We start from the raw sequence: 16,583 nt of genomic DNA, 5'->3' as shown, positions 1-16,583 counted from the left end.
GATTTTGCTCCTGTTAAGGGGCGAAAAATCATGCTCAAAAAGGGCGTATTGAGCAGCTAGACCGTAGGTCGTCAGGGTGGGTGCAAAAGGGATGCAACTTGACTGCAGAAAGGAGGCAAGTAGGATGCAAAAAGAGTGCAATCAGGGTGCAAAAACACCGGCGCAAGGCCGGTGCCATATCAACTCAGACCCCTTAAAATTTATAATGGAACTCACCTGTCTTTTTCATCTGTCAGCTTTTGTTAAATTAGAGTAACAACCAAACTTGGGAAGTTTTTCATAATTTCGAGACGGCTCGAAACTTGATCTGGCCTCTTCAACCTCATGAGGATTAAATTTTTCTCGCCTAATAACAAGGCCGCCTTCCTCATTGAAAATATAGGACTCCCCACCTATGACCTCGTCTCCATCCCCTTCAAACTCACGATGAGTCGCCATAGTCAAAAATAAGTTATCCGAATCTGTTACTTGAAATTGGTAGGTCAGGTACTCACGACATTTTTTATCTAAAAAACCGACACCAACCATTCCTTTATCTATGGAGAACTCAACAAAGCAAGATGGCGCAGAGTCCGAGCCAATGAGAGCCGTATATGACTCACCCGAGAGATGCCTAGAATGTGCCAGAGATTCATCCATAGGCTCTATCGCAAACTTCTTCATCCGAAACCAAGTCTTACAATAATAAATAGGCAGCTCCATCAATACACCTTCCCATTAGTATCTCTAATTAAAACCCCTGCTTTATTGGCAGAGTCCAAGATGGCTTTTGGAATCACGCCATTCTGTGGAGGAACCTCCAGAATAACAGTACCTTGCAATTTTTGACCACCCAAAGACCCACTAGATGGAACTTTCGCAATGGTCGCACCAGAAGGGTATTTCGTAATGGCCTCACTTATGTAGCTCTTTGCTGTCGCCTCTGAAACCTCAGAAAGCTGTGTCAATTTACGAGAGACGATTTCGCCTTTTATGGGATTATACGAATCAACACGATAATAGCCATTCCCGTCAGGTCGCTGAATATAAACTTCGTTATTCGGGTAGTTTTTAGACTGTACCTTATTAAACTCATTACCCGCATCAAGCCGTTGCAACCATTCAGGTTTAGACGATGGAGCTACAACATCATCTACCTTTTCTGCAGCACCGCCAGTTGCTTTTGCACCAAGAAAAATTTATGAAATTAAGTGTTACCTAAATAAACGACCCCGTCCGAGAACTCCATAAGCCAAGGCTCAGTTGATGACGAACAAAATGCATTCAAGACGCGGCCGTCAGATAATTTAAAAAATGGATCAATTGGCTGAGCATCAATAAGCCAACCTACCTCAACAATGGATAAGCCTAAAAGCTCAGAAACATGGTCAAGGGCATCGTCATCCCAACAAGCGAACAGCAGCTCCCCCCCCTTAGACACACGCCACGCACTCTCAGTCCGAAAGCTCCAACCCGCCGAAAAAAGCATCAAAGTATCGCCATCCCAAAATACTCTTTCAATTTTCATAGGCAACAAAAGAGCCACAGCCTGCAAGAGTGTATTCATCATTTAGTCCACCTGTTCAATATGCGTACGCTCTCTAATCCACTGCTTCCGTTCAGCCTTCGATAAACCTTGCGGGGGCTGCGGCGGTTTTCCAGTAGTCGGATCAACAGGTCCGCCATTAGCGTTCTCGAATGATGCGCGCTGGGGACTTCGACCATCCGCCTGCATCACCCGAACTCGCGAACCATCAGGCAAGATGTATTGAGTTCCGACCACGTTTCCGCTGGTCGGAGAAACTACTGGTTTTGTTGGGTACCCTGCTGCTTCAAAATCAGCAATCATCTTAGACTGACTTTTAGGAAGATTCACTCCAGAGATGTGACTAATGGACCCCACATTTGCTTTTGCACCCTGCGGTACATCAGGACCCGCAGCTTCACCCTGACTACCCTTCCCTTTCCCTGCTCCAGAGCGCGAGGGTAATGTTACTCCAACTCCAGCCTTGATAGCCTCCGCCCCGAGCTTAACCAACACCCCACCGCCAGCAGAGCTGATATCTGCAGCAATTTTGCTGGAAGCGTCTAGGTTGCTCCCTATCACAAAACCTACAGCAGAAGCAGCACCACCCTGTCCCTGGGACCTAAGTTTACCTACCAGATCGACGAGTTTCTGATCATCGTTCGCCAACGAGATAGCAATACCCCTGCAGCGTTGCGGATCGCGCGCGCAGAGCGCATCCAATTCGTCATTTCTCTGCTGATCAAGGGCCGCATACCGCTCCCTAACCGCCCTTTTCTCTTGTTCCGTACTTTTGCTGTCAACCTCCCGAAGCATCTCCTCGACTTCTTTGTGGTAAAGGTAGTTAAACGTCGTCGCCTTCTGAGCAATCTGAGAGCCTTTCTCTAAATCACCATCAACCGCCGCCGCTGCTAACAACCCAGTCAGTTGTGAAAGCATCAAAGTGATGTCTTTATTGCCTTGGGCGGCCCAAGTTAATTGATTGATGAGCGCTTCATTCAACCCAGCCGCCGCAGCCCCGGTTTTGAAATCACTGCCGGTCGCTTCCGCCAGCAATCCGCCCATCAATGCATGAGCAATGATCTTTTGAGGGCTTCCATTCGGGAACGTGACGTAGTCACCCACCCAATTAAAACCGGTAGCCATCGCAACGTTGCCAGCCTCTCCCAGCAAGGCAGCATTGAAATTGTCGCCGAAACTTCCGCCCTGGATGGCCGTAGAAATCCCGCTAGAGATTACCGCCCGACCTCCAGTGCGCAGGGCGATATCACCCGCTGACGTCCAGGTGAAAATATCTTTGGAGGAGTTAGTAACCGCCAAGGTTGAGCCCGCACTCGGGTTAACACCTTGGACGGTGCTAGTACTTGCACCTGCTTTGTCGGCACCAGCGAACCAATTAGAGAAATAGGTGAGAAATAGGGGTCAGACCACCATTATAAGACTAAGAAAAAACAGCCTTCGGACGACATACCACTCCTCGGATAACTCTCTTTTTAAAGGACTGAACAATAGTTACAAAAACTCCATAAATGCAAAACGTGGTCTGACCCCTATTTCCCCTATTTCCCATGCCATTAACAGGCCACGACTCAACCATTCCCGCGTTGGTGATCGACACGCAAGCGCCCCTCGATGTCCTCCATGAGGCTGCCGCGTATCGTATTCGTGCGGTGACTCAGTTTTTGGAGAATCTGGCATTTCGGGAAAAGATCAGCAGTGATGCGGTTGTGTTGCATGATTTTGCGCTGCTGCTGGCTATACCGCTGCGGGATGGGTGCGATCTGCTGGATGTTATTGGACGGAAATCAAACTCGAAGATCTAAAGCAGAATCCGGGCAGTTAAACCATAACTGCCCGGCCGATATATAAAACCATTTTATTAAAGAACCATAAAAGCAGAATCTTCCCAACAACTCTACCAGGCCCAGTCAAAACAGCCCTACACCGACCATCTTGACCAAAAAAACAATCAAATCACCAAGCTTTTTAGTCGATCACCCGCACTGAGGAGCTCGTCGGCAGATAGCGGATTATAACTAATCACAATCAAAGCTCCATCTTCAAACTCACGCACTTCTTCTACATAATCACATATTAAATCAACAAGTTCACGAGGTCCCTTTCCAAAAGCACGAAAACACAATTCCTTATCGAAATAATTCGCTGCATTTATACGAAAAACACCATCCCTACCATTGACGTCTTTCTTTGTAGCTTCACAAGCTTCTACCACTAAAGGCCAATCGCTTCTCGTAACACTCCAATCATGCAAAGCCGAGCGATAGGAACCAAACGCCTTAATATATCTAGGAAAAACAACTTTCAACAAATCTGAATAGTCGACTTTTGAAGCTGTAAATTCAATAAATAGAGTATCATCAAACTGCGCATCATCTTCCAGATACTTCTGATCTCGCAGGGCGTATGAAATACGACCTTTAACGCCGACTGGAAGTAGCTTATCTAATGACGCCGAGGTCACCAACTCGCTTCCAATAGGGGGAACTTTAAGGGAATCGCTCAAACCCCATGGAACGCCCAAATCGCTTACAGCTCTCAAAAAATTATTATGCCTATCTTCGATAGACTCTGAAAAATTAGGTCTATGTCGAAATTCAAGCTTATATTTAGTCATTAAGGTGCCACCCTTACAGAAATATTTCTGATATTTTGCTCAACAAGGATATCTGTTGCCCTATCAGCTGCTTTTTGATTGGGAAATTCAAAAACCGCCTTAACTCCCGGATTCTGCTTTAGCGCTGCCGATACTCGCTGAACGCTCTGTATCTGTTTATCAAATGTAGTTAGCGCCGTTTTTCGATCAATCAAGGTGATACCGTTAAGAAAAATAGGGGTCAGACCACCAATATACATTGGTGCACTAATCGTGGTCTGACCCCTATTTTCTCCTATCAAAGTAACAGTCTCAGAGAGAGGCGAGTACTTTCATTATGGCGTTTAGGCCTGGAGTATTGGCGCAGTTGCACAGGTTTCGGTGACCGAGAGCACTTGGAAATATTGGAGCATGCTCTGCGTGATGAGGTGCACCATCAGGCGTAGAACTTGGAGTAAATTTGTGGGGATCCCTCAGGCTCTGATCCCTATTTCTCCTCTTTATCATTATTTTCTTTCTATATCTTTCTCCTTTGCAGCTTTATGCGCCTTCAGTCTCGACAAAAACCAAATCCCTACTGTAGCAAAAACGGTATAAATTAAAGCACCAGCGATTAAACCTGTTATATCAGACCATCCGAACTCCCACAGATTGCTTTTAAGAAAATTTATTACTGCCCCTAAAAATACTCCAATAACACTTACGAACATAAACAAAACAAAACAATATACAAACAACAGTGCAAATGCTTGCAAACTCGATTTCGGCTTAATCATTTCTTGCCCCCCAGTGTTCCGACCTTCCCACCAACAACTTCGGAAGTAATAGAACCGGCCATGTTACCAATAACATCCGCAGATTGGCCTACATATGGTTTCAAGTGACCAGTTACTACTTGCCCACTTTTGAAACCTAACACCCCCCCTGCAGCGGTTCCCAAAAGTGAATACGTTGGATCCTCTCCCTTCAACGAACTACCCAAATAAGACCCGCTTAGCCCTAGCCCTTGCGTCACCATAAACCCCTTGCCCTGTGTCGCAGCACCAACGGCGGCGGCAATAGATGCGTCGGTATAACTGAACTGCTCCCCTGTAGATAGCTGATAACCTATATTCGCGCCGCCGGAAATAAGTGCACCAGCCCCAAGACCAACTACACCTACTGGCGCTTCAACGAATACAAGCGGCGCAGTAATCATTACTGACCACGCTTGCACAAGCGCGTTTGCAGGCATTGGTCCGTCAAACCCGTCGCCTCTGGTCAATGAGCTGAGCGCCTCAGACCTCTCAGCGGGTGTTGCCCCATTTTCGACGTTGTATGCATCAAGGCTAGCTGCAGCAGCGCCCCAATCCCCACCAAAATGCATCATGTCGTTATAACGCTGAGCATTACCTGCAACCCAACTGGCAGTTTCAGGATCACCATCGACTGCTGCACCCGCCAAAATCCCTATGATCTGGGCCGTACCAACCTTGAACTGATCATTGGTTGCAAATTGGGAGTCCAAATACTTGCTCAAATTTTCGGTTGCCCCAGCAGTCAGGCCCTCCGCTGCTGCACCGGCTAGCGCTCCAGTTTTGAAGTCACCGCCTCTGGCGGCAGACAGCGCGCCACCCAAAATAGCATGTAGAAAAACTTTCTCTGCCGAGCCATTGCTCAGTTTCATGTAGTCAGCAAAGTCCCCAAGACTCTTGTTGCCGACAGCGGCGGCGACGTCAAAGCCTTCCGACACCAGGGCAGATCCCAGATTGTCCTGCAAGCTACCGCCATTGATCGCAGTAGAAATGCCACTTTTGATGACGGCATGTGTACCGCTGCGCAAAACCGTATCCTGCGCTTTCGACCAGTTGAGCCATTCACTGGAATAACCCGGGTTTTGCGCCGGCCCGGAAGTCGTTACTTGCGCACCATTACCGTTAGCCGGACTCGCGCCCTGGAACCAGTTGCTGTCCGCGTAATTCAACACGCCCGTTGTCATCGCACCGATGGCAGCGTTTTTCAAGCTGTCGCTGCTAAAGGTGTCGTTGAGTGCCATACCCAGGTTGCCTTTATTGTTGATGACGCTGACAGCACCGGTACTGGCCAGCGAGGTCAATGCGGCGGTGGCCATCATGTTTCCAAAACCTGCTGCGGTGGCTGCGGTGGCCGCCGTCGTTGCCGTCGCCGCAGTTGCTGCGGTGCCGGCGGCCATGGCGGTTCCTGAGCCAGCTGTCGCTCCTGCGGCACCACCCGCTAGAGCACTCGCGCCCCCTGCCGTCAACACAGTGACGATGATGATGATCGCCAACATCGCCGCCTGGCCCATGCCCGAGTTGCTGTACTTGAAAGACTCGTGAAGCTCCTTCACTTGCCGCCAATCCACATCACCGCGCTTCTCGGCATCCTTGAGCCAAGCCAATTGCGGATCAGCCTTAACCATCGTATCGATGGTCTGACTGACAGTTTGCTGGTCGACTTGTTTTACATCGATCTTCAGACCGTTCACGGCCTGGATGACGGTCTGACCCTGAGAGACCAGTTCGTTTTGACGCAAGGTTTCGTCAGTACTGCCTTTGCCTTTCATCGAGAACCAAGCCATGCTGCTCTTGCTCTTGGTATGGCTCTCGTCGTGATAGTCCTTCACGCCTTCAAAGGTTATAGCCCCGCCGCTTTTCAGAATCAGGTCATTGCCGCTATTGAGCTTGGCAACCTGATAGAGTTGGTCGCCATTGCTGACCAGGGTCAGGTTGCCTGCGGTTTTGATTTCGGTGCCGATGTTGGTGGTCTGAGTGACTTCATCGCGCTTGGCCTTTTTGGAGCCCCAGCCGCTGTTTTTCTTCATGTCATACAAGGTATGCGCGCTGTTCTGCGCCGCCAGCAGGTTCAGCTTATCCCCGCTATACAGATAAGCCTCATTCCCCGCGCTGATCTTGCTCGCCACGATCGTGGTGTCACGCCCCGCCTGGCTGACAAAATCCCCGCCCGCCGTCAGCACGCTCGCCACTTGGGTGGTCTGGTCATCCGAGGTTTTGATGCGCTTCTTGCCGTGCTTCTCCTTGCCTTCGACGTTGTGCACATCGCTGACCGACGCCACGTTGAAGTCACGCCCGGCGTCGATGTTGAAGTCTTTGCCGGCGGTGGCATTACTGCCGATGATGTTGACGTCCTGCCCGGCTTTCATGTTGAGGTTGCCGCCCGCCGTGACGCTGGCGGCGAGGTTTTTGACGTCGGTGGTGATGCTGGATTTTTGCCCGCCGTCGCTGAAGGCGTGTTTCACGCTGGTGTCGCTGACGGGCAGGATGCTGATGTCGCGGCCGGCGGTTAAGGTGACGTCGGTGCCACCTGCCAGGGCGCCTCGGGTGATGAGGTCGCGCCCGGCGTTCATGGCCAGGTTTTCGCGGGCGACGATGAGGCTGGTGCCATTGTCGGTGAGGGTGCGCATGCCCGCGCCGTCACGCACCTGGATGGCGGTGTTGTCGTTGGTGATGTCGCCTCTGACCGCCGCCATGCTCACTTGCTTGCCGCGAATTTCGCCGGCCATGGCATTGCGGATGCTGTCCTGGGCCAGCAGGCTCAGGTTGTTGCCGGCGTCGATCAGGCCGCCGTTGTAGAGACTGCCGCCGGCGGCGGCGGAGAGGTTGTTGCTGGCGCGCAGGGTGCCGACGTTGATCAGGTCGCCGCCAGTGAACAGGTTGAGGTCGCGGCCCTGGATCAGGCTGTTGCCGCGTACGTTGCGCGAGTCGGCCTGGGCCAGGTAGAGCACCGGCACGAGGACGGTCTGGCCGTCGACCACGCGGTTTTCCATCCACACGATGTCGTGGGTCAGGGCGCCGACTTGCTGGCCGGTGAGGGTCACGCCGAGGCTCAGGCGCAGGGCGTCCTTGCTGGCCAGGGCGTTGTCCATCAGGTAGCGGAACTGGTCGGCGTCGCTGGTCAGGCCGCCGGCGAGGAAGCGTTGGCCGGTTTGCGCGAGCACCGCGTCGCGGATCAGGCGGCTTTCGTATTGGCCATCACCGAGGCGGCGCCAGGCGTTGTCGCTGGTGAAGCCGAGTTTGCCGAGCATGTAGTCGGAGCTGAAGAAGCCGGTGAGGCTGGCAAATTCCGGGTTGGTTTCGATCAGATAGTGGCTGGTGGGGTCGGCGTTTTTGACGAACAGGCCGTACTCGCCCTTGGGCAACTGGAAGTTGGGCGCGGTGGTGGGGTCGACCGGGGCGAAGGCCACGCCGGTGTAGTCAACGGGTACGAAACCGCCACCCGCTGCAGGGGTAACCACCGGCAGTACGCTGCCAGGCGCCTGGGCGCCGGGGTTGTTGGCGTGTTGGCTCAGGTTGATGTTGATGCCACCGACCGGGACACCGGTCTGGTCATCGCCGAGGGTGCCGGTCAGTTGCGCCAGGGTGTTTTCGTGCAGCGTGCCGTTTTGCGTTTTTCGGGTGACTTTGGAAAGGTCGACCGTACCACCGGCCTGAAGCGTGGCGTCGTACTCATGGCCGGCGTTGGGGGTCCAGGTGGTGACGTCGCTTATGTAGGCGAAAGGAAAGCTATTGGGTGAGCGGTTTTTCAGCTCTTCGAAGCGCGCCTTATCGAAATGCCCAGCCGCCGTGGCCGCATTGAAAGCGGGAACATCGACATATTGCATGCGTTCAAACAAATCGTCGGAAACGCGACCTGGCGTGCTGACGACAATCTTGCGCTGCCCCGTGCGCGTAGCGGCGCCCTGGTTGAGCAAGTCACCGGCGGTGATACTCAGGTCGCCATTGGCAGCCATCAGGCTGTAGCGGTTCTGCACATTGTCGCCTTGCAGCAGCATGTTTTTGCCAGCCACCAGGCGCGCCGCCACCGAATCTTTGGTCGCCGCCTCAAGGTACGTCTCGTAGATGGTGATCAGGCCTTTTTCCCAGTTGTCTTTCTCGCCGCAGTGCTGGCCACAGATCCAACTCAAGCTGCCTGTGGTAAGCGTCTGCCCGAGTTCGAACGCATCTTTGGCGTTTTCGATAAAGCCTGCATTGATACCGATCGAGCCTTCGCTTTCCACGGTGCCGGAGCGGTTGCTGAACAGCACGGCACGCCCGCCATCCTGTGCGGCGAAGCTCAAGTTGCCTTTGCTGTAGACATCGCCATAGAGGTTGCTGAAACCATTGCTGCGCAAGGTCATATCGCCGCCGCTGAACAACAGCGAATCGGCAGCGTTGGTGATGCCATTCACGGCGGTCAGGTTCACCGCGCCCTGGGCGCCCAAGGTGCCACGGTTATTGATCTGCGCCGCCGCGATATCCAGTTGCTGACGTGCGGTGAGGAAACCGAGGCTGTCGAGGGTGCCGGTCAGGCTCAGACGGGTGTCGGTGCCGGCCAGACGGCCGCCGTTCTGGCTCAGGTTATTGGCTGTAACGGTGAGCGTTTGCAGGGCCGATACGCGGCCGCTGTTGGTCATGTCGCCGGCGGTGATGCTCAGGTCACCGTCGCTCAGCAGTTCGCCGCCGTTATCCAGGCTGGCCACGTCGATGACCAGGCCCTTGCCGCTGGCCATGCGGTCACCGGCTTTCAGCGCCAGCGCCTGGCTGCTTTTATAGGTGATGACTTCGTTGAGTTGCACACGGCCCAGACCATCGACCTTGCCGAATGCCCAGTCGGCTGTGCCCATGCCGTTGATGTTGCCCTGGCTGCCGGTGAGGCTGGCGGTGTGGACGCGCATCAGGCCGCTGCCGGCGTGCTGCAATTGGCCGGACTGGTTGTTCAGGCTGGCGGCGTCGAGGCTGAAGCCCTGGCTGCCAAACTCCAGAATGCCATTCTGGTTATTGACTGCGCCGCTGACGTTGATGCTGCTGGTGATCCCTTTCAAGGCGCGCAGTTGACCACCCGCGCTGTTGTCGAGGTTGCCGCCACCGACGGTCAGGCCCTGGTTGGCCTCAATCAGGCCGCCCCGGTTGGTCAGGGTGTCGCGTGACGTGAGGTTGAGCTGATTGCCGCTGAGCTGGCCGCCCGCACTGTTGTCGAGGGTGGCGCCGCTGATGGTCACCTGCTCTTTGCCGAACAGCTTGCCGCCGCGGTTGGCCAAGGCTTCAACGGTCAGTTGCAGATTGCCGATCAGGCTCGCCATCAGGCCGTCGCTGCCGTTGTCGACCGAGTCGGCGGTGACGGTCAGGGTATCGCCCTGCACGGTGCCGCCCTGGTTGTCCAGGCTGCCGGTGGTCAATTCGGTGAGGGCGCCGCCGCTGAGGATCAGGCCTTTGCGGTTGCTCAGCTCTTGGCCGCTGTAGTTCAGGCCGAGGTTGCCGGCCAGCAGTTGGCCATTATCGTTGTTCAGATGCTGCGCGGTGATGTCCAGGCGCTTGCCACGCAGCAGGCCGCCGCTGTTGTTGAGGGTGGTGAGCTGTTTGACCAGCACGCTGCGTTCGCCAGCGTCAATCGCGCCACCGGTGTTGGTCAGCAGGTCGCTGATGTTGAGCGTCACGTCACCGGCATCGCTGATCAACGAGCCTTTACTGCTGTTGTTGAGGGTCCCGGCGGTCACATCGACGGCGTTGCCCAGCACGGTGCCGGCGCGGTTGTCGATGTCACCGGCGGCGAGCAACAGTTGCTTGCCGACGATCACGCCGCTCTGGTTATCCAGGCTCGCGGCATGCAGTTCAATATCGCCCTTGCCTGCCTGCAAACGGCCCTGTGCGTTATTGAGCTGTTGCGCAGTCACGAGGGTAAGCTTGCCGGTGTCGGCGCTCAGCACGCCATTGGCGTTACTGCTGAGGCTGCCGGCGTTGAGGTTCAGATCCGTGCTGGCCTGGGCAAACCCCTGGCTGTTGTTGAAGGCATTGGTGACGTTGAGGGTGAGCGCGCCGGCGTCGGCCTGGATCAGGCCCTTGAGGCTGTTATCCAGGTCAGTGGCGTTCACGGTGGTGGCGCCGGCGACCACTACGCCGTTCTGGTTGTTGAGGCTGCCCGCATTCACGGTCAGATTGTTGGCGATGATTTGTCCGCCGTTGTTGTTGAGGTCGGCACTGGTGAGCACCAAGCTGCCGCCGGCCATTTCGATGCGGCCCTGGCGGTTATCCAGCGAGGCGCTGTTGAGACTTGCGGCCTGGCCGTCACCAAAACGAATCAGGCCGCCGAGGTTGACGATGGCCGGCGAGTTGAGCGCCAGGCTTTGTTCGCCAAACAGGCGTGCCGTAGCGCCCTGGTTGGTCAATTTGGCGCTGCTGACGTCGACGGTTTTGGCCTGGATGATCGCACCCTGGTTGGTCAACGCCTGCGCGGCGGTAATCGCCAGGTTGCGGCTGGCCAGAAGGTTGCCGGTGGTGGTGACGGTTTGCGCGTTAATCACCAGGTCGCCGGTGGTATTGCGGGTGTTGTCGGCGGCGACGCCGGCTTCGATGATGCCGGGATTGTTGACCGTGGCCGCATTGATGTCGATGCGTTGGCCGGCGGCCACACTCTTCTGGTTGACCAGGGCCTGGGCGCTGGTCACTTGCACGTTGCCGGCGGCGTAGACCTTGTCGGTGAGGTCGACGTTCTGCGCCGTAACCTTGACGTTACCGGTGGCCGCTGCCTGCGCCATGCTCAAATGGCCATTGGCATCAAGCTGAATATCCCCACCACTGGCCGCCAACGTACCGTCGAGCTTCACACCCACGCCGGCTTCGGTGCCGACCAGTTTGATCGCGCCGGCGTACATGCCGCCCAAGGCGCTGGAGTCGATTGCCAGCTCAGGCTTGGCACTGCCGTCATCGGCGCGTGCGGTGGCGTTCAACGTTTGTGCATCCACGTCATTGCGACCGGCAATCACGGTGAGTTGGCGCGCGTTGATTTGCGCGTTGATCTTGGCCGAGCGGGTGATGATTTCGAAGCGGTCGACGTTGCTCGCGTTCAGGCCCTGGCCGTCGATGGTCACCGCGCCGCCGTCGACCTGGTAGCTTTTCAGTTGACCGGTCGGATCGATGACGGGTTTGCCGGTGGTCAGGGTGGCGTTGGGGGTGTTGATGAAGCCGCAGCCGTTGCAACTGATGCCGTAGGGGTTGGCGACGATGACCTTGGCCGACTGCCCCGCTACTTCGGTGTAGCCGCGCAACTGGCTGGGGTTGCCGCCGTTGACTTCGTTGAGGATGACGCTGGCCGCGCCGCCCTTGAGGTTGGGGTTGCCGACGATGTAGCCGCCCAGCTGGGTGTTGGTCACCGCGCCGCTGGCGTTGTTGAGGATCACGCCGTTGGGGCCGACGTTGTAGTCCTTGAACTGGTTGTGCGACAGGCCACTGCCGTTCGGTGTGGCGATGTTCACCACCGGCACGCCATTGCCCGCGGCGCCGACGGTGGTGCCGGGCGCGCTGACCACGATGCCCTCGGCCTGGGCCAGCAGCGGCTGCCAGAACAGCGCGTTGGCGAGGATCAACGCCAGCCCGCGCTTGGGCAGGCCGAAGAACGCGTCGCGCGGCTTCAGGGCGGCAGAAGGTTGGCGGGCCAGGAAGGCAAATTGGCGAACATCCATTTTCAAATTCTCGATGTAACGGGGCGTTGAATTACAGGAAGAAATCCATGCGGAAGTAGATCGGCGCTTCGCGCTCGTTCATCACTGCCGGGCGTTCCAAAGAATGGGCAAACGTCACGCTGGTGCTGACATGTTTGCCCCGGGCGAACAGCTCCAGGGAGTTGCTCGAGACCCGACCGTGTACGTCGCCGTTGTAGCGACCGTGGCTGATCACACCTTGGTCGTAGCCGACGCTGGCGCCGTATTCGGCAAAGGCCGGGCGCAGCCAATCGAGCGTCACCGGGCGCGCCCAGCGCACGTCGTTGCGCCAGTAGCCGCCGCTGTCGCCGCTCAGTTGCTGGTCCTTGAAGCCGCGCACCGAGGCTGAGCCGCCGAGGCTGATGCGCTGTGGACTGAACAGGATGTCTTCACTGCGTTGGCCGGTGGCCAGGCTGGAAAAGCTGAACGACTCGCCCCACAGCGTGAACGGCTGCAGGAAGCTGGCGGTGGCGGTGTATTTGCGATAGCGCGCGTTGGGCTGCCGATTGCCAGCGTCATCACGCTCGTCCTGGGCCTGGGCATCGAGCAAGCCGATGCCGTTCTGCATGCCCAGGTCAACGTTGACGAACCCGCTGCCGATGCGACGCCCGTGGTTGAAGCCCAGTTGCAATTCGCTGAGGCGGTTGCTGCTCGAGGCGGTACGGGTATCGAGGATGTAGTTGTTGGTGCGCAGGTGCGCCACGCCGACGTTCAGCGATGTCTTGCTCACATCGTCACGATGGACCACCCGCTCGGCGCGCAACTGGTGATTCTGGTTGTCGCCGTTCTGCTTGAATTTGTAGTCGTTGGTCACGCCAAAGGTGCGGTAGTCGCTCTCGTTGTAGGTGTAACTGAAGTTCCACCAGCCCCACGGCACGTTGTAGTAGAGCATGCTGTTTTTCGAGGTTTTCTGGTGGTCGCTGACAGCATCGTGGCCGCCACGCAGCACCAGTTGGTCGGCCAGGCCGAGCGGGCTGTCCCACTCCAGGCCGGCGCCCCATTGCTGTTCGCCGGTGCTTTTCTGCCCATCGTTGTTGCGCGACAGGCTGGCGCGCCAGGGCTTTTGCGGGGTGTTCTTGACCACGACGTCACTGCCGCCTACCTGGGTGCCGGGGGTCAGTTCCATTTGCGCCTGCTTGGAGGGCAGGCGGTTGAGCTGGTCCACCAATTGCTCGACTTCGCGCAGGTTGAGCGCCTCGCCGACCTTGCCGGGAAAGGCCATGGCCAGCTCGCGATCAGTCACGCTGCTGCCTTGGGCGCCTTTGAGTCCTTCGAGTTTGCCTTCAACCACCAGCACCTGGAGGTGGCCGCTGGAAAGGTCTTGTTGCGGCAAGTAGGCGCGGCTGGTGACCCGGCCTTTGTCGATGTAGTAATCGGTGATGACCTTGAGCAGTTCATTGAGCTGCGACACGCCCAGGCACTGGCCGACATAGGGTTTGAGCAGGCGCTCGCGGTCGGTGGCGGGCAGGCTGTCGGCGCCTTTGAGCGTGATGTCCCGGATCGGGAAGCAACGGCTGTCGGCGGGCGTGGCCGGGGCCTGGGGCTTGGCTTCTTTGCCGGGCAGGTCCTTGAGCTCGTCGAGGCGCCGGCGCTGCTCGTCGAGCAGGCGGTTCTGGCGGTCGCGGATCAGGTCCTGATCGCCCGGCGTGGGGGCGGCCGTGGCGCTGTTCAGGCTTAACCAGGCGAGCAGCAAAGTACACAGAAGATACCGAGTCCGTGGCAATAACAAAGACATGTTCGATCCGTCGAAAATCAAGGCGCGGCAAACTAACATCGAACTTCGGCTGACCCAAGGAACTGGATTAGTTGCACGAAAGTTCTAGATAGTTCTGCAACACACTGATTTATAACCATAAAAATAATCAAAACAGATAAGCAAGCGCTCACCGGAAGTATTATTCCGACAAACGGCAACTATTTTGATGTTGATTCAGCGAATAACTTATTAATTGCCACTACTTGGCCATCAAGTTATTGCCGAGTTAGGTTAGTACCGGGAAAGACGGAAAAGTTCGCAGGAGTTTTGTGAACCAGGGCTCATTTATCGAGATTGCAGGGCAAACCGATTGGCGACGAGCGGCAAACCTGATGCTGCAGAACCGCTGGAGGCGCTGTAGAGCCTCGCCGGGGCTCCACAGCGACCACAAAGAGCGGCGTGGTCTGGCCTTCAGCCGATGTCCTTGCCTTTTTCCTGGCCGGGCACCAGGGTCAGCGGCGGGCGTTCCACGTCGCGGGAGACATGCGACTTCACGTCCTCGACGCCGCCATGCTCGTCGTTGTGGATGACCAGCACACCCGGCCTGCGCAGTTGCTCCAGGGCCCCCTCGTCCAGCTTGAAGCTCTCACTGAGGTTCTTATCACTGAGCGCATTGGCCTCGGCGCGGCGCTGGGCGAACTTGCGTCCCTTGCGTTGCTGGTAACGCGCCCAACTGATCAGGATCACAGCGTTGAACAGGGCGATCCACAGGTAGATCTGCAGGGTGTTGAGCGCCGCGAAAATCGGCGCTTCCAGGCGCGGGCCACCATGGCTGTCCAGCATCGACGTAATGCCGCGCACCAACAACCAAATCAGCCCGGCCCAGGCCAGCAGGGTCAACACCACATCGATAACCCACATCACCGGGTTTTGACGAGTTCTCACCAGTTTCATGATCTCGCGTCCTTATTGACAGGTTTGATACCGCGATCCGGGCTGACCCAGCGCGCACGCTTCTGATGCTGCTTGAACAACACCTTGGGAAAACTGACCAATGTGGTGAACAAGCTGACCAGCCAGAACACCATCGGGTACCACACGGTCCAGAACAGGGTTTTCCACAGGTCTTTTTCGTAGCGCCGGTCGATCAGGATGCTCACGGCAAACTGCACCAGGCACACCATCGCCAGCACCAGCCCGGTAAAGGCGGGAGGCACCAGGGAGTCCACCGCGATCGCCGGGGGCAGCACGATGAACTTACCCACGGCCCAGAAGATCACCGACAACAGGAAGGTGAAGGCCCAGCCGGTGGACAGGCAGTATTCGAACAGCAGCGGCCACAGGTAACGATGCCGCCATTGCCAGATGCCACGGATGTTCTTGAACAGCACTTCGGCGCCACCCTGGGCCCAGCGCAGGCGCTGTTTCCACAGGCCACCGACGGTTTCGGGCATGAGAATCCAGCACAGGCCGCGCGGCTCGTAGAAGATGCTCCAGTGATCGAGTTGCAGCTTCCAACTGATATCGATGTCTTCGGTGATCATGTCGGTGCTCCAGTAGTCGACGCGGTCGAGCGCCTTTTTACGGAACGCCACCACCACACCGGAGACCGTGAAGATCCGTCCGAACACACGCTGGGTGCGCTTGATCAAGCCGATGATCGAGGAGAACTCGCCGACCTGCACGCGGCCGATCAAGGTCGAGCGCGTGCGGATGCGTGGGTTGCCGGTGACGGCGCCCAGGCGCGGGTTGTCGAGCATCGGCGCCACCAGGTAGGCCGCCGCGTTTTTGTCGAGCAGCGCATCGCCGTCGATGCACACCAGGTACTCGCTGCGCGCCGCCACGGCGCCCATGCGCAAGGCCACGGCCTTGCCCTGGTTCTGCGCCAGGTGCAGCACCCGCAGGCGCGGATGCTCCAAGGCCAAGGCATCGAGCACCGCTGCCGTGTTGTCCTTGGAGCCGTCGTTGACGGCGATCACTTCAATGTTCGGGTACACCTGGCCCAGCGCCGCATGAATGGTCTCGGCGGCGTTATCGCCTTCGTTGTAGCAAGGGATGATGATCGAGATCAGCGGGTTGCCGGCCAGGGTCGGCGCCGGCGTGTCTTCTTCCCACGGCCAGTGGCGCTCCCAGTGCAGCCAGAAGTACAGGCCGCCGGCGATCCACAGCGCCGACATGAACAGCGGGTAGAAGAACACGAAGTCCATCAGGAATTGCCCGGTGATCAGGAAGATCAAGCCCAGGGGCACGCCCAATACCAACGCCAGTACGAATAAAGCCAGGATTCTATCGAACATGG

12 protein-coding genes and 1 pseudogene are annotated in these 16,583 nt (G+C 56.7%); 2 read left to right on the top strand and 11 right to left on the bottom strand.

The features are described 5' to 3' along the window. Positions 1-225 precede the first annotated feature (225 nt). The 4 genes from JN756_RS00905 to JN756_RS00890 form a co-directional block, all read right to left on the bottom strand. Positions 226-702 (bottom strand): lytic transglycosylase, encoded by a 477-nt coding sequence (locus tag JN756_RS00905; protein ID WP_082107815.1) that lies wholly within the window; start codon positions 700-702, stop codon positions 226-228. Next, a complete protein-coding gene (locus tag JN756_RS00900) occupies positions 702-1,097 on the bottom strand; it encodes a hypothetical protein (RefSeq protein ID WP_126587703.1) in 396 nt (131 codons plus the stop codon). The genes JN756_RS00905 and JN756_RS00900 overlap by 1 nt, the downstream gene beginning before the upstream one ends. 89 nt (positions 1,098-1,186) lie before the next feature. Next, complete coding sequence (locus JN756_RS00895; RefSeq protein ID WP_096131191.1) at positions 1,187-1,549, bottom strand: hypothetical protein; 363 nt, start codon at positions 1,547-1,549, stop codon at positions 1,187-1,189. Next, positions 1,550-2,824 (bottom strand): DUF637 domain-containing protein, encoded by a 1,275-nt coding sequence (locus tag JN756_RS00890; RefSeq protein WP_236255069.1) that lies wholly within the window; start codon positions 2,822-2,824, stop codon positions 1,550-1,552. Positions 2,825-3,072: 248 nt separating this feature from the next. On the opposite strand from JN756_RS00890, the gene JN756_RS00885 reads away from it, so the two are divergent. Then, complete coding sequence (locus JN756_RS00885; RefSeq protein ID WP_057006050.1) at positions 3,073-3,327, top strand: hypothetical protein; 255 nt, start codon at positions 3,073-3,075, stop codon at positions 3,325-3,327. A gap of 146 nt (positions 3,328-3,473) precedes the next feature. Here the strand turns inward: JN756_RS00885 and JN756_RS00880 are convergent, their stop codons facing one another. Further along, positions 3,474-4,139, bottom strand: coding sequence for a hypothetical protein (locus JN756_RS00880; RefSeq protein WP_201021701.1), 666 nt, complete (start codon positions 4,137-4,139; stop codon positions 3,474-3,476). Continuing rightward, positions 4,139-4,378 (bottom strand): hypothetical protein, encoded by a 240-nt coding sequence (locus JN756_RS00875; RefSeq protein ID WP_159075515.1) that lies wholly within the window; start codon positions 4,376-4,378, stop codon positions 4,139-4,141. Before JN756_RS00875 ends, JN756_RS00880 begins: the two co-directional genes overlap by 1 nt. 36 nt (positions 4,379-4,414) lie before the next feature. Here JN756_RS00875 and JN756_RS00870 point away from each other — a divergent pair. Continuing rightward, positions 4,415-4,564: pseudogene (locus JN756_RS00870) on the top strand (IS4 family transposase); the annotation flags it as partial. A gap of 60 nt (positions 4,565-4,624) precedes the next feature. On the opposite strand, the gene JN756_RS00865 reads toward JN756_RS00870, so the two are convergent. From JN756_RS00865 to pgaC, 5 genes are all read right to left on the bottom strand, one after another. Further along, positions 4,625-4,894 (bottom strand): hypothetical protein, encoded by a 270-nt coding sequence (locus JN756_RS00865; RefSeq protein WP_193059096.1) that lies wholly within the window; start codon positions 4,892-4,894, stop codon positions 4,625-4,627. After that, the gene (locus JN756_RS00860; RefSeq protein WP_236255068.1) at positions 4,891-12,570 is read right to left on the bottom strand and encodes a two-partner secretion domain-containing protein; all 7,680 of its coding nucleotides are present in this window, start codon (positions 12,568-12,570) and stop codon (positions 4,891-4,893) included. The genes JN756_RS00865 and JN756_RS00860 overlap by 4 nt, the downstream gene beginning before the upstream one ends. A 31-nt stretch (positions 12,571-12,601) precedes the next feature. Further along, complete coding sequence (locus JN756_RS00855; protein WP_201021700.1) at positions 12,602-14,323, bottom strand: ShlB/FhaC/HecB family hemolysin secretion/activation protein; 1,722 nt, start codon at positions 14,321-14,323, stop codon at positions 12,602-12,604. Positions 14,324-14,755: 432 nt separating this feature from the next. Continuing rightward, positions 14,756-15,238 carry a poly-beta-1,6-N-acetyl-D-glucosamine biosynthesis protein PgaD gene (gene pgaD, locus JN756_RS00850; RefSeq protein WP_046385105.1) on the bottom strand — a complete coding sequence of 161 codons (483 nt, stop codon included), beginning with the start codon at positions 15,236-15,238 and terminating at the stop codon, positions 14,756-14,758. Further along, positions 15,235-16,581 (bottom strand): poly-beta-1,6-N-acetyl-D-glucosamine synthase, encoded by a 1,347-nt coding sequence (gene pgaC, locus JN756_RS00845; RefSeq protein ID WP_046385106.1) that lies wholly within the window; start codon positions 16,579-16,581, stop codon positions 15,235-15,237. The genes pgaD and pgaC overlap by 4 nt, the downstream gene beginning before the upstream one ends. Between the last annotated feature and the right edge of the window lie 2 nt (positions 16,582-16,583).

This window comes from Pseudomonas sp. Y39-6 (genome assembly GCF_023651955.1).
In the GTDB taxonomy this organism is placed as follows: Bacteria; Pseudomonadota; Gammaproteobacteria; order Pseudomonadales; family Pseudomonadaceae; genus Aquipseudomonas; species Aquipseudomonas veronii.
The sequence above is the reverse complement of the archived record's forward strand: the minus strand, read 5'-3'. Positions and strand labels throughout refer to the sequence as shown.